This is a genomic window from Caldalkalibacillus uzonensis (assembly GCF_030814135.1).
Taxonomy (GTDB): Bacteria; Bacillota; Bacilli; order Caldalkalibacillales; family Caldalkalibacillaceae; genus Caldalkalibacillus; species Caldalkalibacillus uzonensis.
In genome coordinates this window covers 53,756-76,237 of the sequence record NZ_JAUSUQ010000007.1, presented here as the reverse complement: position 1 = coordinate 76,237, position 22,482 = coordinate 53,756, and the positions used below count along the sequence as shown (strand labels likewise).

The window sequence follows — 22,482 nt, the reverse complement described above, 5'->3', positions numbered from 1 at the left end:
ATATTCTTAGGACTTTTGGTTGATAAACCCTTTGTTTACACAGATTTATTTACCCTCGCCTATGTAGTGGCGAGGGTAGCGCTACAGACTCATTGGGTACTTTATTCTTACTCAAGAGGTTTAATCTGTTCCAAGGACTGGGGATTTTCCAAGGCTGACGTATCGCCCAACGATTGTCCCAAATATTTGGACCGGATGAGGCGCCGCTGGATTTTAGCATTGCGCGTGCGGGGCAGATCATCGACAAAACAAATTCGGTTCGGTTTAAGTGCTTTACCCAAACGGCTGGTCACTTGCTCCACTAATTCCCGTTGTAATGCTTCAGACGGTTCATGCCCTGAGCGGAGGATGACAAACAACACAGGCACTTCGCCTTTAACCTCATCCGGCACTCCGATTGCAGCAGCTGCACTGACGGCAGGGTGCTCAGAAACAGCCGATTCAATTTCGGAGGGACCCACCCGTTTACCGGCCACCTTGATCGTATCATCCGCACGGCCCAAAATGTACCAGAACCCTTCCTCATCAACAGCTGCCCAGTCGCTGTGGGCCCATACATCAGGCCATTTAGACCAATATGTGTCCACATAACGTTCATCATCCTGCCAGAACGACTGGGTCATGCCTACAAACGGTTTGCGCACAACAAGTTCGCCAACCGAGCCGACAACCGATTGCCCCTGTTCATCGACCACATCGGCCACTATGCCGGGCAAAGGACCATGGAAGCAACATGGTTTAAGCGGCAAAGTAGGATAACAACCTAAGATACCCCCAGACACTTCTGTTCCCCCAGAATAGTTAATAATCGGACAGCGTCCCCGTCCCACTTTTTCTAGGAACCATTGCCACGATTTGGCCGTCCAGGGTTCACCAGTAGAGCCCAGAAGGCGCAGGGAGGACAAGGGGTAGCGAGCCGTCCATTCGTCCCCGTGATTCATCAGGGCACGGATGACAGTCGGAGCGATGCCCAAAATGCTTACCTGATGATCCTCGATTAATTGCCACATCCGCTCTGGGTGAGGATAATCCGGCGTGCCTTCATATAAAACCATAGCAGCTCCGTGCATGGTTGTGCCCAGGAACAGCCACGGCCCCATCATCCAACCGATATCTGTCAACCAAAAGATGCGATCTGTTTCCTTGACATCAAAACTGAAATACATATCAATGCCATTTTTGATGGGAAAACCCACATGAGTATGCACGGTTCCCTTGGGCCGCCCCGTTGTTCCAGACGTATAGATAATCATAAACGGTTCATCACTGGCCATTGATGCTGTTTCTGCTGTTTCGTTAACATCAAACAGGTCATCATACCAGATATCCCGTCCCTTGACCCAGTCCACGTCTTGACCGGCGCGTTTGACCACCACTTGATGCTTCACAGAGGGGACCGCTTGAACGGCTTGATCAGCGACCGCTTTCATGTTGACGGTCCGTCCTCGCCGGTAGTAGCCATCGGCTGTAATCAACAACTTAGCGCCACAATCTTCCAGGCGTTTAGCCACTGCATCGGCCGCATAACCGGAGAAGATCGGAATGACAATAGCCCCTATTTTGGCACAGGCAAACAGAGCTACAGGGGTCTGGGGCAGCATGGGCAGAAAGATGCCGATCCTGTCTCCCTTCTTAATGCCCAGTTTCTTCAATCCTGCAGCCAGCCCGGTAACCTCCCGGCTTAATTCAGCATAGGTCCGGCGGCACACATCCCCCGGCTCCCCCTCCCAGATCAGGGCCAGGTGGTCTCCCTTTCCGTTTTCAATATGTTTTTCAAGGCAATTATCCACTAAGTTGGTTTTGCCGCCGACAAACCAGCGGGGCCACTGACTGCCTTTGGAAAGGTCGACCACTTGTTGGTAAGGTTGATGCCATTGAATTTGAAGCGCTTTCAACACAGCCTCATAAAACCATTCCAAATCTTCCGCCGACTTTTGCAGCAAATGGTTTAAATCTTTAATGCCATACTGCTGCATAAATTGAGTGAGATTAGCTTCGGTTTTGCCCTTTTCGCTTGGCTCCCATGCCACAGGAAAGTGCTTAAACTCATTCAAACGCTCATCGGTAGATGAAAAATCCCTCGCACTCATCACTGATCCCCTCCCTGCAGGACTAACTTATGAACATGACTAAATTTATATACTGAAAACCAATAAACGGGGCCGCCATCAGGGCAGCCGGCTACTGAGTCACTTGTTCTTCAACAGCACGAACAACCTCTTGGACATGCCCTTTAACCTTCACTTTGCGCCACTCTTTGACAACCTTGCCTTCCCGGTCAATGAGGAACGTAGAGCGCTCAATGCCCATATATTCCTTACCATACATTTTCTTTAAGGTCCACACTTGAAAATGTTTGGCCAGACGTTGCTCGGTATCGGCCAACAACAGAAAGGGAAGATTGTGTTTTTGAATAAATTTTTCATGGGACTGCACATCATCCGGACTCACACCAATCACCTTGACGCCCAATTCTGCTAACAATGGATGGTAATCCCTAAAGTCACATGCTTCTGTGGTACAGCCCGGAGTCATATCTTTTGGATAAAAGTACAGGACCAAGTATTGCCCGCGAAAGTCGGTCAGAGAAACCTCCCTGCCATCAGATGCTGGCAAGCTGATATCTGGCACGGAGTGACCTACCATCGTCTCAGCCATTAAGTTTCACCTCTTATTCTTCGTGTTCTAAACATAGTGTAACACAACACCGCCTCCTTTGTTCACCAAAAAAACCCCTGCTTACGGAGCTGGGAGACTAGGCTTCGTCCACAGCTTCCGTTTCGCAGGGGGGCAGTTTTTAGGACCTAACTTGTGTATAGTGGGAGCTGGTAAATTGCTCTTCCTCTGTTGAACCGGTAAGGGCTGTTGTGGAAGTGGTGCCTCCTGAGATCACCTGGGCCACATCGTCGAAATATCCGGTCCCCACTTCACGCTGGTGGCGTGTGGCGGTGTAACCGTATTTTTCGCTGGCAAATTCCGCTTGCTGCAGTTCAGAGTAGGCAGCCATGCCACGCTCTTTATACCCTCTGGCCAATTCAAACATGCTGTGATTGAGCGAATGAAAACCGGCCAGTGTAACAAATTGAAACTTGTAGCCCATTTCGGCCAACTCTTTCTGGAAGTTGACAATGGTCTCATTGTCCAGCTTTTTCTTCCAATTAAAGGAAGGGGAGCAGTTGTAAGCTAACAGTTTACCCGGGAACTTTTCATGAATGGCTGCGGCAAATTGTCTGGCTTCCTCCAGGTTAGGCTCTGATGTTTCGCACCAAATCAGATCGGCATAAGGGGCATAAGCCAATCCCCGGGCAATAGCTTGATCCAATCCGGCTCTCACATAATAGTAACCCTCAGGTGAACGCTCTCCGGTCAAGAAAGGATGATCATAGGGATCCACATCGCTGGTCAACAGCCGGGCGGCATTGGCATCCGTACGGGCAATCAGCACGGTAGGTACCCCCATCACATCGGCAGCCAGGCGGGCAGCAATCAGGTTGCGTACCGCATGCTGGGTGGGTAACAGTACTTTTCCGCCCAGGTGGCCGCATTTTTTCTCCGAGGCCAGTTGATCTTCAAAGTGAACGCCTGCTGCACCGGCCTCGATCATCGCTTTCATCAGCTCAAACACGTTAAGCGGACCACCAAATCCAGCTTCAGCATCAGCCACAATGGGGGCAAACCAATAGCGCTCCCTCTTGCCTTCAGCATGCTCAATTTGATCGGCCCTTTGCAAAGCTTGATTGATCCGTTTGACAACATGGGGCACACTGTTGGCCGGATATAAGCTTTGGTCGGGATACATGTGACCGGCTAGGTTGGCATCAGCGGCCACCTGCCAGCCGCTCAAGTAAATGGCTTTTAAGCCTGCTTTCACTTGCTGAACGGCTTGGTTACCTGTCAGGGCCCCCAAAGCATTGACATAATCTTCGGTGTTAACCAGTTCCCACAAGCGTTCTGCTCCCAACCGGGCCAGCGTGTACTCAATCTTTACGGAACCTCTCAGACGCAACACATCCTCGGCCGTATAAGGACGTTCAATCCCTTGCCAACGCTCTGCTTTCCAGCTTTCCTCCAAGGCTAAACGTTCTTGTTCGTTTATCATCAAAACCCACTCCTATCCATTATTTGTATTTCAATATAATTATAAATTTTCTCAAACAATCCGATGCTCCCTATTTTTCGAAAACATTTCTGTTATGTTAAAAATTATGTTAAAATAAGGTGTGACGCCTGACGTCATATTGAATCCCTTCTTTTTTCTCAGTGATCAACAATCCTCACAGTCAAGGGTTTGTGCTTGGCTTGCAGGAAGTTGATCACTTTTTTATTCAATGGCGCCATTGCCTAAACAAGTATGACAAATGTGGGTCCCTTCACCGTGACAATGGGGACAAGGGGTATCATGATTCATAAAACCCTGTCCGCGACAATGCCGGCACTCTACATCGCCATGACCGCCACAGCGGTGACAATCCATGTGTTATCCTCCTCTCTTGACGATTTGTTGTGTGGATGTTGCTGGCGAGCTGTACTAATACAGTATTGTATTATCTGATACTATTATATAACAACTCTTTTTGAATGAGCAACATTAATTTTCAAATTTTTCATTTGGGTTCAACATAAAAAAAGCGTACAACAGATGTACGCTTAGATGTACGCTTGGCATTGCATTTGATTTTCATTCAATGCGGAACCGTCGAACAATAGTATCCAACTGCTCCGACTGTTCAGATAACTTTTGGGCATCTTGGGCCAAAGCTTGAACGGTGTTCACCTGTTCATCCATCGCTGTTGCTGTTTGCGCAGCTGATTGGGTAAAGTCCTCAGCGATGCGGGTCAGTTCATCCATAATTTTGCTTAATTGTGTACATTCATCAATTAACTGTGTGGCCCGCTCGTGATTGTCCGCAACCTGATCCCGTGTTTGTTCAACAATCTGATGCAGTCCTGTAATAGATTGACCGGTTTCACTGATAACGCCAACACCCTCCTCAATCGCTTGCACACTGGCTTCCACTTGCCGGACAGCACAGTTCACCTGTTCATCTGTCTGACTTAAAATCTCAATGATATTTGCGGCAAAAGAAGATGTATCCTCAGCCAATTTGCGCACCTCTTGGGCCACGACAGCAAATCCCTGCCCGTGTTCTCCCGCTCTGGCCGCTTCAATGGAAGCATTTAAAGCCAGCAAGTTGGTTTGTTTGGCGATATCCGTGATTGCAGATACCTTATTCAGCACTTCGTTAGCGTCAGCTGAAACACGGTGAATCACCTGAGCTGTCTCTTGTATCGTACGGCGGATATATTGCATATGCTCTTCCGCCTTTTGAACAGCTGCGGTCCCTTCATCTGCTGTGGCAAACGCCCGTTCACTTAATGTTAAAGCGGTTCCAGCGTTGTGCTGTGAACTTTCGATCGCCTGTTGCATTTCTCGTATCATGGCATTCGCTTCTTCCAATGAAGCCAATTGCTGTTGGGTGCCAGACTGAAACTCTTGGGTCATGGCAGACAAGTCTTCAAATGTTTTGGCCAGTTGGTCCGCTTCCTTGGCCTGACTCCTGCTAATGTCCTGAGTCAACTCCGAGGCGGAAGCCAATTCAGCCATAATCGCTTTGATCTCCAACGCCATCTTGTTTAATTCAAAACCAATTTGATGAAACCGATCCCTGGAACGGTTTTCCACAGAGACAATATTTTGCGGTAAAACCCTCTTCCACTTTCATTATTTTTACCTATTATTGCGGTTTGGATGAAGTGAGAAAAATGAAGTAACTGTAGACAAAATAGAGTAAAACCAGCACAATAGATGGCACGGGATAAAACAGGGGACGAGACCGTCTGCGCCCCAGAGCGTAGAGGACAAGCCCCAGCAGAACAATGCCTGACATGGCTGTGATACGGTGGGCTGCGTCAGCTGCATAAAGAATAGGTCCGGCACGAAAAAACACATCCGTGCCACCTAGAATTAAGATGTTGAACAAATTACTGCTCAAGATCGAGCCAATGGCCAATTGATAGTTGCGCAGTTGAAAAGCCATGTAAACCGATACAGATTCAGGCAATGAAGTGGAAGCGGCAATCAAAAAGCTGCCTACAAATGTTGAGCCTAAGCCAGTCAAAACGGCGATCCGGTCTCCGGTCATGGTTAAGACTGAACCAGCCACCAGGATGATCATAGAAGCCACAATGAAGCCAATCCAAGCCCGGCGCACAGGGATCTCCCGGGAAGGATCCTTTACCGACTCCTGTCTCTTCTCTCCTCCTCCGGGAACAGACATGGGGCTTCGCTGTAAATGAGGAAGCTTTTTCTCGCCTCCGTCCTCTTTTTTTACCCGGGAAATCATAGCCATGCCTGCCCCGTAAACACTGATAAGAAATAACGTATCCCAACCCACGCCCCACACGCTATAGGGAAACTTGATAAGCAAGAATATAAAGACAGCCAAGGTGAGATAGAGGGCCAGGATAGCGGTATATATTTGCGGCCGGGTTGCCTGCAGGAAGCCTTGCCGACGACGAAAATAAAGGTCAAATCCAGCAATGATCAACAAATTAAATAAGTTACTGCCCAATAAATTACCCACGGCCAGATCGGGATTATTGATCAACACTGCGGTTACACTGGTCGTTACCTCAGGTAAGGATGTTGCCATAGCGAGCAAAACAGCACCGATTAACATACCTCCAAATGCTGTCTTATGACTGATCACATCCGCGTAGGTGGACAAACGCACAGCAACAATAATGGTCACAACAGCGGAAATAGCAAATAAAAGATAGACCATAAGGTCCCTCCTGTCAGCATGATAGCTCTTTAAAAGATTTTTCCCTTTTGACAGCCACTCATGCATGACAAGGGCTTTCTTTTTCAAAAAACCAGCCATGACAGTTATAGATAAGTCCGGATTAAAAACAAAAGGCGAGAAAACATTTGTTCTGTTTTCCCGCTGTCTACATCTCGTTATATGCTTATTGCCTGCTCAGCGTCCACATACCCTTTTCCTTGCACCTGGGGTGGCAAGTCCCAATCTTGTGCAGTCTCCAGCATCCTGCGTTTCACCTCGTCCGGACTCAGACCGGGATGTTGCTCTAGGATAAGCGCAGCCACACCGGCACAAATGGGGGTGGCCATAGATGTGCCCGACATAGTCATATAATACTCTCCCACCCACCCGGATTTAGATGCTTTATCCAAAAAGGAACCTGGTGCGCGCCAGGAAATAATATTTACACCTGGAGCCAAAAGATCGGGTTTTCCTTTTTGATCCACGGTGGGGCCCCGGCTGGAAAACGGTGCCACCTCATCATCTTCACGGGTCACTGTTCCCTTATCATCCATCGCACCCACGGTGATAATCAGCGGGCTGATTCCCGGACTGGCAATGGTACCTTCTTCCGGCCCTTCATTTCCCGCTGCCGCACAGACAACGATGCCGGCTCGCCAAGCTTTTTCTACTATTTGCACCAGTGGATCATCTTTGGCCGGCTGGGTGGCCGTGCTGCCCAGGGACATTGAAATGATATCAATACCATATTGTTCTTTATGATCGATACACCACTGTACCCCGGCCATAACCGTGGACAAGTTGCCGCTCCCCATTCCATTTAGCACTTTAACACCCACCACTTGTGCTTCCGGCGCAGGACCCGTATATGTGCCATTTGAACTGTAGCCATTGGACACAGCATCTCCGGCACAATGAGTCCCGTGGCCATGGTCATCATAAGGTTCAGTGCGCTGGTTGACAAAATCTTTAAAGGCAACAAGCCGGTTCTCTGGATTGATTAAATCAGGATGAGGATAAATCCCCGTATCAATAACGGCGATCGTCACTCCTTTTCCGGTCAATCCTTGGCGATGCACGCGATGGGCCAAGATGGCAGGAGAAGCCACATCCAGGAGCGCACGAACTTCCCGGTCAAAAAAGATTTTTTTCACTTGTGGACAGTCAGTGACCAGCTTTTCGATCGCTTCAACATTTAAGTCAGCTGAACAGCACCCTACCGCAGGATAACGGTGCTTGATCCGGCAACGCCAATATTGCCTGGTTATACCCATAACCGTATCCATGGTTTGAAAACTTTGTTCGTCAAACTGAATAATCACCGGAAGGGAAACCGTCTTCTTCAGTATCTTCTCCAGCAGAGGGTACAATAAACAAGGAATCCAGCGCAAGGTACGATAAGGTTTGAGCAGTACCTTGCGCAGGGAGCGGTCCAGCTTGTACCCAAATCCGAGAATAAAGCGAATAATGGAAAGCATTGACATGGTCCAACCTCCTTTCTCGTTGATATCTCATCTTATGAATATCAACAAATCCTGCAACGGTGGTTGTCCCATGCCAGTGAAAATAAGCTTTTGGAAGCATATCATTAAACCATATATAAAACAAAAAAGCTTGCAGCCCTTGGATCCTGATGCTTTGTCGTCTGCAAGCTAAGGTACTTTATTAACAGCTTTATGCTTATGTTCCGTTTTGCAAAAAGGGATTGCGCCATTCCATCAGAGCCGCATAGTTGTGTGACTCTTCATCCTCCAAATAATTGGGCACGACCCCCAAAGGTGTGCGTCCACAACGGAGCAGAAAGCTGATCACCGGGTCCTTCAGCTCGCCGTTCACAACTTTGTGCAGGTATTGATCAGCTGATAAGTGAGAGGCATGTTTGTGATAGCCGGGCATGCGGCCACCGCCTAACAGCCGCTCCAACCCTTTGTACACCACCACTTCATACATGGATTGCATGAGCCATTTGCCCAGATCAAGGCCACGGTATCCCGGCCGGACACAAATATCGACCACATACAGGGTGTTGCCTTGGGGGTTGTGATTGGTGATGTAGCCGTTATCCGTTATCTCTTCCCAGGTGTGGGCAGGGTGATGGCGATCAAAGTGGACAATGAGCCCTGTCATTGATCCGGCTAGTGTTCCTTCCACTTCCACACATAAGGCTCCCTCAGGAAAAATGGTCACATGATTATTTAGTTGCTGTACATTCCACCACAGCTCAGAAGGAAAAGGAGGCGGAAAACTTTCCTGTTGAATGCGGATCAGTTCCGCAAAATCCTGCTCAGTATAGTTGCGGATAACCACCCGGGCGTTTTTCCCATGATAGGGAAGATAAAGCTTTTTATACATTGCCCACATCCCCCCTTAAGTCCAATCGGGATATAAATCGGTCCGGCGGTCACGCCAGGTGCGGACCGCGCCATTGTTGCGGACTTTGTCCAGCAGTTCCAGGTCAAGATCGGCGGTAATCACCATATCTTGATTGACCTCTCCCTCCATGAGAATGCCTCTTGGCGGGAAGGGAATGTCGTTAGGCGTGATCATTGCTGCCTGACCATAATTGGCCCGCATAAAGTCCACTGTAGGCAGCGCACCCACCGTGCCGGTGTTTACCACGTAGACCTGATTTTCCACCGCGCGGGCGTGTGCGGTATAGCGCACCCGGTAAAAACCGTGCTGGTCATCAGTACAGGAGGGACAAAAGATCACATTGGCTCCCTTTGCCCTTACCATTCTGACCACTTCGGGAAATTCAATATCATAACAGATCAAGAGGGCGACAACCCCTTTCTCTGTATCGAACACCTGCACATCATCACCAGGGGTTAATTTCCAATCCTCTTCTTCTGTTGGCGTCATATGCAGCTTGGGCTGCGTGGCCACACTGCCGTCCGGATCAAACAGGTGAGCCGTATTATACAACTTACCTTCTTTTTCAACCACATGAGTGCCGCCAACAATATACAAGCCATGTTCTTTGGCCAGTGAGGTGAACAACTCCAGGTAATCGTCCGTAAACAGGGCCAGTTCTTGTATGGAATAGCCCTGCGGGTGCTCTTTATCCCGGATCGACATTAATTGGGTGGTGAAAAACTCAGGAAACAATACAAATTCGGCTTCATATTCAACTGCTGTTTTTACGTAATGGGTTACTTGTTCAGCAAACTCACGAAAATCGTGAATCGTACGCAAATGATATTGAACGGCAGAGACGCGCATTTTCATATGAAATCCCCCTTATCCGGCCCTCTCTACTATTTCTGTTTTTTCATCCAATCAAAATGGAAGCTGCCCGGTTTATCCACACGCTGGAAGGTATGAGCCCCAAAGTAATCCCGCTGGGCTTGCAGCAAGTTAGCAGGCAGACGCTCCGTGCGGTAACTGTCAAAATAGGCCAGGGCACTGGAAAAAGCCGGCACCGGAATGCCGTAACGGACCGCGGTGGAGACAACGTTCCGCCACGCCTCCTGATAGCGCTCCACTGCATCCTTAAAGTAGGGGTCCAGCAACAGGTTGGGGAGGTCCGGGTCACGGTCAAAAGCTTCCTTAATGTTATGCAAGAAACGGGCCCGGATAATGCAACCTCCTCTGAAAATCATAGCGATATCTCCGTAATCCAAGTTCCAATCATAGGCTTCGGATGCAGCTCGCATTTGAGCAAACCCCTGGGCATAGGAACAAATTTTACTGGCATACAAAGCTTGGCGGATCGATTCAATCAACGCTTCCTTATTTCCGTCATATTGTTTAGGTTGGGGGCCTCTAATCACTTGGCTTGCTTGAACCCGCTCTTCTTTCAGCGCTGACAGGAAGCGGGAGAAGACAGACTGGGTGATGATGGATAACGGAACCCCCAAATCCAGGGCGCTTTGACTGGTCCATTTCCCGGTTCCTTTTTGCCCAGCCGTATCCAAAATGACATCCACCATGGGGTTCCCGGTTTCAGGATCTTGCTTGGTAAAAATATCGGCGGTAATTTCAATCAAATAACTGTCCAACTCTCCCTTATTCCACTCGCTAAACGTCTCATGCAGCTCCTGCGTATTGAGACCCGCCACTTCCTTGAGCAGATGGTATGCTTCAGCGATCAGCTGCATATCACCGTACTCTATGCCGTTATGCACCATTTTCACATAATGTCCGGCTCCATCCGGACCAATATAGGTGGTGCACGGCTCACCATTCACTTTGGCGGCAATGGCTTCAAAAACAGGGGCAACAAGTTGGTGGGCCTCCCTGTCCCCGCCGGGCATGATGGCCGGTCCTTTTAAAGCCCCCTCTTCACCGCCGGACACACCGGCCCCGATGAAGTGAATGCCTTTCTCCCGCAAGGCCTTGTATCGCCGGATGGTATCTTCAAAAAAAGCATTTCCGCCGTCAATGAGAATATCACCTGGAGAAAGGTAAGGCAGGAGCTGTTCAATAGTCGCGTCCGTGGCTTCTCCCGCTTTGACCATTAACATGATTTTCCTCGGTTTTTCCAGTGATGCAACAAATTCCTCAATACTGTATGTACCAACGACATTTTTACCTTTGGCTTCCTCCAGAAACGCTGTGGTTTTTTCCGGTGAACGGTTATATACGGAGACGCTATAGCCTTTACTCTCCATATTGAGGGCCAAATTTTTGCCCATGACAGCTAAGCCGATCACACCCACTTGTTGTTTAGACATATATCCTGTCCACCTTTCAATTTTTTTCTGTATCTTCATCATATTGTCGGTTGCGCTGCAAAACTCATAACCAGTCTATAGTATATCACAGGTTTGAAGCAAATGAGGGGCATTGGAATTTATAACCTTGATCTTCGCCCTTGTTTTAAGTTTAAATAAAAGTAACACATCTGATGCGATGAATTTGGTAAGTTGCCGAACAGCGGAGAACAGCGGACATGATTCGTTTATTTTGTCTAAGGGGGTTGGACATGAAGGGCGCCACACCGGACCACAATCCTTTCAAAGGGATATATGGAGATCTGGAAAGCTTGGTGGATTGCATTAGTGATGTGCTGTCCTGTCCCATCACCTTAGAAGATGCCAACCACAGACTGCTTGCTTACAGCACCCATGACGACCGGACAGATCCGGCACGGACGGCCACCATTATGGGCAGACGGGTACCTGAAAAAGTGATTAACAGCTTGTGGAAAAACGGCGTTATCCCTGCGCTGATGGCTAGCAGCGAACCGCTCCGGGTGGAGAGGATCAGCAATATTGGTCTGGATAACAGAGTGGCGATTTCCATCCGCCACAATGAACAGGTCCTGGGATACATCTGGGCACTGGAGACGGACCAAACCCTTGATGATGACAAATTGGTTCTATTGAAGCAAGCAGCCGAAGCGGCCAAAAATCTGCTGCTGAAACGGCACGCCCGCAAACATAAACGGGAAGCAGGCCATCAGGAGTTGCTATGGCAGCTGCTAACCGGACATGCTGGTACAGAGAATGAGATCAAGGAAAAGTTTGCCGAGCTGGACATCACTTTTCCTTCTCTGGCCACCGTGATTGTTTTTCAGTTTGCCCAGGATGTGGATGTCAAGCTGGAGAATCAGATGAGCTATATTTTAAAAACATCTCAGGGGATCAAGCCGGTGTTAAATACCACAGACGGACAGCAGTTTATCCTGCTGGCGGCCCCTCATTCTATCCAATCACCCTATAAAGATTTCCGGCAGTTTATCCCCTCCTGTACTGCCCTTATGAAAGAGCGTTTCGGCGTGTCCTCCATGACAGGTGCCTGCGGATCCATCCAGCGCCAATTGCCAGCTGTTGAAAAAAGCTATAAAGAAGCGCTGTTTGTACTGAACATGAAAAATAAGTTTGCCGAAGAAACTCGGAACATTTATACGTATCAGGATTTAGGCATCTTTCAGTTCCTGGATGTGATTGCCGAAAAACGACGGAGAGACGGTTCAGTCAATCACGCCTTGCAAAAACTTTATGAATATGACCAACAACATAACAGTAATTTGGTAAAAACACTGAATGTTTACCTTAACAAAGATAACAATTTGAACGAAACGGCTAAAGCACTGCATATCCATGTCAATACTTTAAACTACCGGCTCAAACGCATCGCTGAAATAGGTGAGATTAATCTTAGGGACCCCAACCAAAAAATGATGTTGTATATTGATCTTAAAATCAATCGATACAATGAGAAAGGCCATTTGTAGGTTTCTACAAAAGGTCTTTTTTATTTTCTCTGTTCTACACGAAGAAAAAACAGACCAATCCCTCTATACTTTGACTTAAAGAGGACTTTTTGGTTCGGAGGCATTAAGGTTAGGTCAATCCGTCAGCTGCCCAATCAAAACTTTATCATGGAGGGATGAACATGATTATTGGGGTACCGAAAGAAATCAAGAATAATGAAAATCGCGTGGCCTTGACACCGGCTGGAGTTATGTCCTTTGTCAATGCAGGACACAATGTAATCATTCAATCAGGGGCCGGGGTTGGAAGCGGTTTCAGTGATGAGGCTTATACCCAGGCCGGCGCCACGATTATTGAAGATGCTGCTGAAGTATGGGGACGGGCTGAGATGATCATGAAGGTAAAAGAGCCGCTCCCTTCCGAATATGATTATTTCCGTGAGGGGCTGGTACTGTTCACCTATCTTCACTTGGCAGCTGAACCTTCTCTGGCCAAAGCATTAACAGAGAAAGGCGTTATTGCCGTGGCTTATGAAACAGTAGAAGTGAATCGTACCCTGCCATTGTTGACACCCATGAGTGAAGTAGCCGGACGGATGGCAGTCCAAATTGGTGCTCAGTTTCTGGAAAAACCAAAAGGCGGTAAAGGTGTTCTCTTGGGTGGTGTACCGGGCGTTAAACGGGGTAAAGTGACCATCATCGGCGGCGGTGTTGTCGGAACCAACGCGGCCAAAATTGCCGTCGGCTTGGGAGCTGACGTCACGATTATCGACTTGAACGCTGAACGTTTGCGCCAATTGGATGACATTTTTGGCTCCAGCATCAATACGCTAATGTCCAACCCCTACAACATTGCGGAAGCGGTGCAAGACTCGGATCTGGTGATTGGTGCCGTGCTGATTCCAGGGGCCAAGGCGCCAAAACTGGTGACTGAAGAAATGATCCGTTCCATGGAAGCAGGGTCGGTTGTGGTCGATGTGGCTGTAGACCAAGGTGGTATCTTTGAGACGGTGGATCGCATCACCACTCACGATGATCCCATTTTTGTCAAACACGGTGTCGTTCATTATGCTGTGGCCAACATGCCTGGAGCAGTGCCCAGAACGTCTACCATTGCCTTAACCAATGTGACTGTGCCTTATGCCTTGCAAATGGCCAACAAAGGTGTCAAGCAGGCTGTTCTGGATAATCCATCCCTGAAAAAAGGTGTCAATGTAGCTGGCGGTTCCATCACCTATGAAGCGGTGGCCCGAGACCTTGGCTACACGTACGTTCCGGTGGAAGAAGCGCTGTCTAAAATATATTCCACTCTTTCCTAATGCTAATCAACATATTGTATCGCTAGACACCTCTCCCGATACGTTTCGGAAAGAGGTGTCTTTCATTGTAAAGTAAAGGCTGCACTAGCTGTTTTTGATCCAGCCCCTTCGACCTGGGCCATGTTATGTATTATACATCAGTAATGGAGGGGTTAGGTTTGTCTTCCAGTTCAGTATATAGTATGCTATTGCTATAATCTGGTGCTTGTATGGTCATATAACAGTAAACAATCAAGAATTGAGGTGAGCATATTGAGACACCGGCCTGAGTTGTCAAAGTATTCTATCTATTGCAACGGAGACATTTCCGAACAAAAAAGAGCTGAACTGTTGTTAACGGGGCAACAACGCATATTGGACATGATGGCCAACGATGACCCCCTGAATGATATCTTAACTGAACTTGCCTTAACTGCCGAACGGATTAATCCCGGTATCATCTGTTCCATCTTGCTGCTCAAAGGCAATCAATTATTTCACGGCGCTGCCCCCAGTCTTCCTCAAGAATTTACCAAAGCAATCAATGGGATACACATCGGGTCCTGTGCAGGGTCGTGCGGGACTGCCGCCTACCATAATAAATTGGTTATCGTGGAGGATATTGCCACTGACCCGTTATGGGCAGATTTTAAACATATAGCCTTAGAGCATGGTCTTGCTTCCTGCTGGTCTATACCCATTGTGGATGCTCGAAACAAAGTATTGGGCACATTTGCCATCTATCACCGTACCCCTGCAACACCCACTCATGAGGAATTAAAACTGATTGATACCTTCTCCTCCCTGGCCAGTTTGGCCCTGGGGCACGAACGGACAAAAAGGAAACTTGAGGAGAGCGAGCAGCGCTATAAGTCTCTGTTTAAATATAATACGGACGCTGTCTTTACCCTTGATGTGAACGGGCACTTTTTAACAGCCAACAAAGCAGCTATCGCCCTGTCCGGATATTCGCGCAAAGAATTGTTGAACATGTCTTTTACACTCCTTGTTGTCATGGAGGATTTGGGCAAAACCTTAAAAGCGTTTAGGGAAACGCTTAACGGCAGCCCCCAAAACTTTGAGATGTGTTTTCAGAATAAACAAGGGGAGCGGATTCATTTAAACATCACCTCTGTCCCAATTGTTGTAAATGAAAACGTGACCGGCGTGTTTTGCATTGCTAAGGATATCACAGACCGCAAATTATATGAAGAACAAGTGCATCAACTGGCCCATTACGATGCCCTAACCCACTTACCCAACCGCCACCTGTTGCAAGAACGGCTGAACCAAACCCTATCCGCGGCCAAACGGGACAGGCATATGTCGGCCCTTTTATACCTTGATCTGGACCGCTTTAAAGTGATTAACGATTCACTGGGTCACGATATAGGAGACGAACTGCTGCGTGAAGTTGCTGGCCGTCTGCTCACTGCTGTGTCCGATACGGCTACCGTTTCCCGCCTTGGGGGCGACGAATTTATCATTTTACTGCCCAAGATTGCCAATCAGGACGAAGCCGTCACAGTGGCCAAAGATATTTTAGAGAACATGCAAACACCGTTTAACATCCGCTCATACGAACTGCGTATCACGGCCAGCATTGGCCTGGTCTTTGTTCCCCAAGACGGTGCCACAGCAGATGAATTAATCAAACGGGCAGATATGGCGATGTATGAAGCGAAACGGGCAGGGAAAAACACGTGCTGCATCTTTGCCAAAGAGATGGAGGATCACGCCCTGCAACCTGCATTGTTGGAAAATGACCTGCATCACGCCATTGAGCGGGGACAGCTTTCGCTTTACTACCAACCGATTATCGACCTGGTGTCCGGTGAGGTCAGTGGTATGGAAGCCCTGCTTCGTTGGCATCATCCTGAATACGGTTTTATTTCACCAGGCATTTTCATCCCCCTTGCTGAGGAAACAGGGTTAATCCATTCCATCGGCCGTTGGGTTTTACGGAAAGCCTGCCTGCAAAGCAAACGCTGGCAAGAAGAAGGCTTCCGTCCCATCCGCATGTCCGTAAACATTTCCATGAAACAGCTCCAGGAAAGAGATTTCCATCAGCACATTAAAAGCATTCTGGATGAAAGCGGACTGGAGCCACAATTTCTGGAATTGGAAGTGACAGAAAGCACCATCATGCAAAATGAACAAACTGTTATTGAAAATCTAACACAAATTAAAGCGCTTGGCGTGCGCATATCCATCGATGATTTCGGAACAGGCTATTCTTCCCTGAGCTATTTAAAACGGTTTGACGTCGATACGTTAAAAATTGATAAATCATTTATTCATGATTTGCCTGATCATCACTACGGCCATGTGATTACAACCGCTGTCATCTCCATTGCCCATAGTCTTAACATGAATGTTGTGGCTGAGGGGGTGGAAAAAGAGGAACAATGGAAGTGCCTGGAAAGCATCAAATGTGATGCTGCCCAAGGTTATTTATTCAGCCCGCCTTCATCAGTGGAAACGTTGCAGCCACTGCTTGAAACAGGGAGATGGAACGAGAGAGAAACGTGAATGATGGATTTGTCATTTTAGCTGGCCTTTATTTTCCATATGGGCAAAGATAATGAGTGAGCAAAAGGAGCCTTGTGTCTCAGGCTCCTTTTTGATGGTTATCCTTCATCCTGTCATTCGCCGCTCCATTTTTTAACTCTATCTAATAAAAGTCCTTCAGAACTGTTATTTTCACCCGTAATAAAGTCTTTCATATAATAAGTAAGGTATTTGCCATAGCCGGTATCGGTTTGCAGCAGCAATTCATCAACAAAATAAACACCGTTAGGAATGTCATCCAGCAGCAGTGCGGCTAGAGCGCCATAGACGCCGCAGGCAACCTGGAAATAAGTTGCGTTTGTTTTGTACTGAGCAAATATGGTTTTATTGTTCATCACGTTGTACATGTATCGTTCCTTATCTTTATAAACGAGCAGCACACCTACCAAATCTTCTCCAACCAGCTCGGCATCCGCAGGGTCCAAGACCTTGTGTTTCCAATACCAAAGATCGTCAGTATCGTCCAGATTGGCACGGATCAAATCGGTCGTATAATCACTCACCCGATAAATAAAGCCTGTTTCCATATCAAAAGCTTTTCCTAATGAAATCACCTCTTCATGAGGCATCAAACATCCGAAAAACTGTTTGTTTCCGAGCGATACTTTAAACTCCAGTTCATAAACGTCATGATATAGAAAAACAGGCATCTTTTGTTTCATGAACATAGGATAGCCCGATACAGCTTCATCCAAGAAACCTTCAGGGGACCATGAGGAATAAATCGTTTTGGGCTGAATCAGTGAACGGTCGGCATAAAATGAAGTATCATGCTCAACAATATAACACCCGAGCGGTTTTTCGCCGGGAGCTTGCTTCATCATTTCCACAGCCATCCACTGCACGATACCTGGATTCATTCCAGAGCCGATGATCGCTTTTATATTTGTGAACCGTTCTCGGTTTTTTTCGAAAATACGGAATCGTTCCAAGCACGCAAATCCTTCAAGCTCTTCGGTTTCGTCTACCATTGTATTTTCCAGTGCGGTATTGATATACTGTATCCCCAATTCATGGCAGCACTGAAGCATTTCGATCGTGTCTGCTCCAGAAACATCGATGACTAGCGTTGTATTCGTATCCAGTAAATGTTGACGGAATCTTCTCAAATTTTTCAAATCAAACTGATGTAATGTGACCGCATGTTTTAAATGAGGAATTAATGGATCATAATATTCCATGCTCTTTTGTTTCTTATCGATTAAATGAATGTTACAGCAACGGATAAACGGATGGATGGGATCATTGACATCTTGAAATGATTTATCTAATATGGCTAGGGTGGATTTAGCCACTCCTCCGGCGCTACCAAGAATACTAATGGTTAGCTTCTGTTTATCCAATATGTTCAACTTCTCTGAAAGAGAAAAGTCCTGGTCAGACTGATCAGACTCGTCGGACTCATCTTCAAAAGTAGTGAGAATGGAGTCTAATGGTTCACGTCCACTAGCAACCGCATTGACTTTGTCGACAAATTCCTCTTTAATCAAATGCTTAAGCGGTTGTTCGACTTTGTTGAAATATTTAAACGCCTCCCTGGCCATTTCATCCCATTCCTGATAATAATGCAAATAATCATCTGCTTTCACTCTTGTCCGGGACGTCCCTTCTTCAGGCACACATTCAAAATCTTCATCTTCACCAAGCATGCCATAATCACAGGTTAATTCTTCACCAGGGTTAATGTCTCTTGCAGCTAAGGCAAAGCCATATGCCGTATCGATACAATTGGGATGAAAACTGTGATTCATGTACCTTGAGTGATCCCAATTAAGGATATATTGGCCGTCGTTATTTTGATAAGAGTATTTATAGACCATTTCCCGCCGAAGTTCATCGAGAGATTCTACCTCATCCTCATCAAGGATGATGTCCAAATCATCCTCAATCCAAACGATCGTTCCTTTGGGGATAAATTTTGTAGCAAATACACCGACACCTACCTCTTCACTTACATATCGAAGTTCAGTATCAGGATGCATCATGTTTTTTTGATCACCCTCCCGTGTCAGTCTAATATACGCTATGCATCAGTTTTATGCATGGTCACCTTCAAATTCAAAAATGGGAGGCTGCTTCTTTCTAACAGAACCCGAAAGGAAAAAAGACTTAATCAGATCTTTTTTCTTTTCCTTTTTAAATCATTCGTTACCACTATCGTCTGCAATGTACCACCGGTAGCTTGTATCCAGCTGCCAATAGCTGATAATGTTAATCCTTTTTTTTCAATCCATATAATTGTTTTACTGTCCCAATTGCGTTTAATACCGCGCCAACAGATTGTAACTTACTTGCAATCACGAGGATGTGATCTTCCTCTGCAACAGAAGATAGGGCAGCTCCCAGTGCTTGCAGAGAGTTGCCGAGTATCCCCAAACGCATACCTTCCGCATTATCCCTATCTAATTGCAATGCAGCACCTACTGAAGCCGTCCCGGCCCCTACAACTTGTATCCAGTCGCCCTTTGCGCCTAGCGGGTCCGTTTCTCCCAATCCTTGTAAAGCATTGCCAACTGACTGCAATCCGTCGCCAATGACAATGAGCCCTTGATAAAAATCCTCTGAATTTGTGATCTGTTGAGTTGCGCCAACAGCTGAAGTGATCTGTCCAATTGCATCTACCCAGCTGCCAGTTTCAATGAGATTGTGGTTTATCAATTGCTAACCCTCCACAACCACCCTTGAAGTATCATATTTATGTATATTCACTTTTTGTCCATCAGGTGTGGGGGGCATCGCCAAACAAATATTTGTTGCTGTCATTGTTCATCACTTGTGATAGGGTTCACCCTTCATAATTTTAAACGCCCGGTAGATCTGCTCCATTAGGATCAGCTTCATCAGCTGATGGGGAAAGGTCATCTTGGAAAAGGACAGCTGCACATTGGCCCGCTTCAGCACATCATCTGCCAAACCGTTGGATCCACCGATGACAAAGACAATTTGGCTTCTGCCATAGATGGCCAGCTGCTCCAGTTCCCTGGCTAATTGCTCTGAGGACCACTGCACACCTGTTATGGCCAGGGCAATCACATAGTGATCCGGTTTAATATGGTTTAACAACCGCTCTCCTTCCTTCTCTTTCACCTGGCACAGCTGTTCCTCACTGAGATGTTCCGGCGCTTGTTCATCGTTCACCTCAATCAGTTTCAACTTGCAATACGCTTGTAAACGTTTTTCAAATTCGGCAATCCCTTGTTTTAAATATTTTTCCTTGATCTTGCCCACACTGAGCACCGTGATGTGCATGGCGAACATCCTTTCTCACAACATATTGAGCTTTTAAATAGTATAGTTATCCACATGTTGACCACAGTCTGTGTATAACTTTTTAGGCAATTATGATGATTGAAAGAGGCAACCAGAGAGCTGGTTGCCTCAAAGACGAGTCTATTATGGTTATTGTTCCCAAACATGCAGCCTGGTTACTGTTCGATTGCCTCCGCTTGTTCCAGGGTTAAATCAACTGTCATAGGCAGGCCATCTCGGTAAAACTTCACTTCAATCGTCTGGCCAATTTTGGTCTTGTTATACAGATACTTGCGCAACTCAATCCCGTTGGCGATCTCTTCCCCGTTGATGGCCACAATCACGTCGCGCTCCTTTAATCCTGCCTTGTCAGCGGCAGACATGGGGCGCACGGCTCTGATCACAACACCTTGCGTCACGTCACGGGGCAGCTTCAGGGTTTCATGCCAATGATAGCTGTCAATGCTGGCCAAGTCAATAAGCTCAATCCCCATTTGCGGGCGCAACACTTTCCCGTGGGCCATCAGGTCTTCAATCACCGGAATCGCGTCATTGACGGGGATGGCAAAGCCCATGCCTTCCACCGGTGTACCCGAAGCACCAAGCATACCGGACTGCATGCCATACTCGGCAATTTTCAAGCTGTTGATGCCAATGACCTGCCCGGCAATGTTAACCAGTGCGCCACCGCTGTTACCAGGATTGATGGCTGCATCCGTTTGGATAACATTTAACTCCCAGCCGTTTTGCACCTCAATGGAGCGCTCTTTGGCACTGATGATGCCCATCGTCACCGTCCGGGAAAAATCAAGACCGAGCGGGTTGCCGATGGCAATGGCCGGCTCTCCGGTACGGATGGCATCTGAATCACCAAACTCAGCGACCGTATCCACATGCTGGCCGTCAATGGACAAAACAGCCAGATCGGTTAATGGGTCGGCTCCCACCAGTTCAGCTGGTACACGTTCACCATTGGCCAGGGAAATCTCGACTTCTTTGGCACCCTGGATCACATGGAAGTTGGTGACGATATAAGCTTGACCATCTTTCTTTTCAAAGATCACGCCAGAACCGGTGCCTCGTTCTACATTTCTAATATCCTGCTGGAAAAAGTCAGCGGTTTGCTGAATATTGACCACGCCCACGATCGCATCGGATACTTTTTCCACGACCTCAGTAATGTCTGAAGTCACCTCCACAGACGTGCGTTGATACTGCGCCGGTGTTGAGTCCACCGCTGTTTCAGGGGAGCCCGCCACTTCATTGTCCAGGCTGCCGGGAACTAATCCTACATTCGCTAAAAACGGAAGCATAATCAGTACGATCAGCCCGCCAACCACCGCAGAAACCAGTGATATCAGCCATACTTTTGGCTGACGGTTTTGCGGGGTACGGTTAAAACCTTCATCGTAAAAACCCATGATAAGCACCTGCCTTCACTGAGTGATAGATCGGGAATATATCTCCCCTACTATATAATTATAACGATTTTGGGTAAAGGCTCAATTTCCTAACGATGAAGATTCTTTAACAATTGTTTTGTGCGGATGCTGTTTTTTTGCCTATGCCTTGTGTTAAATAGATCATGGCCCCGGCACGAACGCCCTGCACCTCAGCGGTTTAAACAGCCACCAGTTTCGTAGGGCGATCAGGATATGTATCATGCAATGTCACCTGTTGATTAACGGGCACATCTTCCTCCCTCAGTATTTGCTCTACGGTCATCCGGGCCAAGTCCCGCAAGTTGTTATCTTGACTAAGATGAGCCAGATACACTTTTTGTGTAGCGTCGGTGATTATGTCAGCCAAGGCTTCCCCGCTGGCCTCATTGGACAGGTGACCCACATCACTTAAAATTCTCCGTTTGATGTTCCATGGATAACGGCTCATCCTCAGCATCTCGACATCATGATTGGCTTCAAAAATAAGCACCTGTGAATCTCGCAAAGTACCTTTAATTTTTTCGCTGACATAACCAAGATCAGTGGCAATACTGAGCTTTTTTCCCCCGTGGAAAAAACAGAAGGCCATGGGTTCCACGGCATCATGGGAAATGCCATACGATTCAATGTCAATATCTCCTAACGTTAAAGTTTGTCCCCGTTCAAAGTGAAATTTTTGCTCCACATCTATTTTTCCACACAACCTATCCAATTCAAACCACGTTTTAGCGTTGGCATAAACCGGTACAGCATAACGGCGGGCCATGACCCCCAAACCCTTGATATGGTCGGAATGCTCATGCGTGATCAAAATGGCATTCAGCCCTCCAGGGTTTTCTCCGATTTCTGCAAACAGTTGCTCCAATTTCTTGCCCGATAATCCTGCGTCAACCAGCAGGCGCGTTTTTTCCGTTTTGATATAAATGGCATTACCTGAACTCCCGCTGGCTAAGACAGAATAGTGTAGTGTCACTTTG

General features: G+C 47.3%; 18 protein-coding genes and 1 pseudogene. 3 read left to right on the top strand and 16 right to left on the bottom strand.

The features are described from left to right. Positions 1–107: 107 nt before the first annotated feature. The 10 genes from J2S00_RS10380 to gnd all read right to left on the bottom strand — a co-directional run bounded on the left by J2S00_RS10380 (position 108) and on the right by gnd (position 11,461). Positions 108–2,090: an AMP-binding protein gene (locus J2S00_RS10380; RefSeq protein WP_307339159.1), complete on the bottom strand. Its 1,983-nt coding sequence runs from the start codon at positions 2,088–2,090 to the stop codon at positions 108–110. Between the two features lie 91 nt (positions 2,091–2,181). Further along, positions 2,182–2,658: a thioredoxin-dependent thiol peroxidase gene (bcp, locus tag J2S00_RS10375; RefSeq protein ID WP_307339157.1), complete on the bottom strand. Its 477-nt coding sequence runs from the start codon at positions 2,656–2,658 to the stop codon at positions 2,182–2,184. A 139-nt stretch (positions 2,659–2,797) separates the two neighbouring features. After that, a complete protein-coding gene (gene aceA, locus J2S00_RS10370) occupies positions 2,798–4,099 on the bottom strand; it encodes an isocitrate lyase (RefSeq protein WP_307339155.1) in 1,302 nt (433 codons plus the stop codon). 222 nt (positions 4,100–4,321) lie between these two features. Continuing rightward, complete coding sequence (locus tag J2S00_RS10365; RefSeq protein ID WP_307339153.1) at positions 4,322–4,474, bottom strand: hypothetical protein; 153 nt, start codon at positions 4,472–4,474, stop codon at positions 4,322–4,324. Between the two features lie 204 nt (positions 4,475–4,678). Further along, positions 4,679–5,683: a methyl-accepting chemotaxis protein gene (locus tag J2S00_RS10360; RefSeq protein WP_307339152.1), complete on the bottom strand. Its 1,005-nt coding sequence runs from the start codon at positions 5,681–5,683 to the stop codon at positions 4,679–4,681. A 52-nt stretch (positions 5,684–5,735) separates the two neighbouring features. Next, positions 5,736–6,785 carry a sodium:calcium antiporter gene (locus J2S00_RS10355; protein ID WP_307339150.1) on the bottom strand — a complete coding sequence of 350 codons (1,050 nt, stop codon included), beginning with the start codon at positions 6,783–6,785 and terminating at the stop codon, positions 5,736–5,738. A gap of 176 nt (positions 6,786–6,961) precedes the next feature. Next, a complete protein-coding gene (locus tag J2S00_RS10350; protein WP_307339148.1) occupies positions 6,962–8,269 on the bottom strand; it encodes a S8 family peptidase in 1,308 nt (435 codons plus the stop codon). A 196-nt stretch (positions 8,270–8,465) separates the two neighbouring features. Continuing rightward, positions 8,466–9,137: a GNAT family N-acetyltransferase gene (locus J2S00_RS10345; protein WP_307339146.1), complete on the bottom strand. Its 672-nt coding sequence runs from the start codon at positions 9,135–9,137 to the stop codon at positions 8,466–8,468. A gap of 15 nt (positions 9,138–9,152) precedes the next feature. Next, positions 9,153–10,013, bottom strand: a complete 861-nt coding sequence (locus J2S00_RS10340; RefSeq protein WP_307339144.1) for a carbon-nitrogen hydrolase family protein — start codon at positions 10,011–10,013, stop codon at positions 9,153–9,155. A gap of 29 nt (positions 10,014–10,042) precedes the next feature. Then, positions 10,043–11,461: an NADP-dependent phosphogluconate dehydrogenase gene (gene gnd, locus J2S00_RS10335; protein WP_307339142.1), complete on the bottom strand. Its 1,419-nt coding sequence runs from the start codon at positions 11,459–11,461 to the stop codon at positions 10,043–10,045. A gap of 251 nt (positions 11,462–11,712) precedes the next feature. On the opposite strand from gnd, the gene J2S00_RS10330 reads away from it, so the two are divergent. The 3 genes from J2S00_RS10330 to J2S00_RS10320 all read left to right on the top strand — a co-directional run bounded on the left by J2S00_RS10330 (position 11,713) and on the right by J2S00_RS10320 (position 16,775). Next, positions 11,713–12,966, top strand: a complete 1,254-nt coding sequence (locus tag J2S00_RS10330) for a PucR family transcriptional regulator (protein ID WP_307339140.1) — start codon at positions 11,713–11,715, stop codon at positions 12,964–12,966. 161 nt (positions 12,967–13,127) lie between these two features. Next, positions 13,128–14,264: an alanine dehydrogenase gene (gene ald, locus J2S00_RS10325; RefSeq protein ID WP_307339138.1), complete on the top strand. Its 1,137-nt coding sequence runs from the start codon at positions 13,128–13,130 to the stop codon at positions 14,262–14,264. Between the two features lie 270 nt (positions 14,265–14,534). After that, a complete protein-coding gene (locus J2S00_RS10320) occupies positions 14,535–16,775 on the top strand; it encodes a putative bifunctional diguanylate cyclase/phosphodiesterase (RefSeq protein ID WP_307339136.1) in 2,241 nt (746 codons plus the stop codon). Positions 16,776–16,888: 113 nt separating this feature from the next. Here J2S00_RS10320 and J2S00_RS10315 read toward each other — a convergent pair whose 3' ends face one another. The 6 genes and pseudogenes from J2S00_RS10315 to J2S00_RS10290 all read right to left on the bottom strand — a co-directional run bounded on the left by J2S00_RS10315 (position 16,889) and on the right by J2S00_RS10290 (position 22,478). Further along, on the bottom strand, positions 16,889–18,157 hold the full coding sequence (locus J2S00_RS10315; protein WP_307339469.1) for a saccharopine dehydrogenase NADP-binding domain-containing protein: 1,269 nt from the start codon (positions 18,155–18,157) through the stop codon (positions 16,889–16,891). Between the two features lie 66 nt (positions 18,158–18,223). After that, positions 18,224–18,799, bottom strand: a pseudogene (locus tag J2S00_RS10310) (SET domain-containing protein); the annotation flags it as partial. A 226-nt stretch (positions 18,800–19,025) separates the two neighbouring features. Next, positions 19,026–19,472: a DUF6944 family repetitive protein gene (locus J2S00_RS10305; protein WP_307339134.1), complete on the bottom strand. Its 447-nt coding sequence runs from the start codon at positions 19,470–19,472 to the stop codon at positions 19,026–19,028. Positions 19,473–19,583: 111 nt separating this feature from the next. Continuing rightward, a complete protein-coding gene (gene rlmH / locus J2S00_RS10300) occupies positions 19,584–20,063 on the bottom strand; it encodes a 23S rRNA (pseudouridine(1915)-N(3))-methyltransferase RlmH (protein WP_307339132.1) in 480 nt (159 codons plus the stop codon). A gap of 176 nt (positions 20,064–20,239) precedes the next feature. Further along, positions 20,240–21,484, bottom strand: coding sequence for a S1C family serine protease (locus tag J2S00_RS10295; protein WP_307339130.1), 1,245 nt, complete (start codon positions 21,482–21,484; stop codon positions 20,240–20,242). A 199-nt stretch (positions 21,485–21,683) separates the two neighbouring features. Continuing rightward, on the bottom strand, positions 21,684–22,478 hold the full coding sequence (locus J2S00_RS10290) for an MBL fold metallo-hydrolase (protein WP_307339128.1): 795 nt from the start codon (positions 22,476–22,478) through the stop codon (positions 21,684–21,686). Positions 22,479–22,482: the final 4 nt, after the last annotated feature.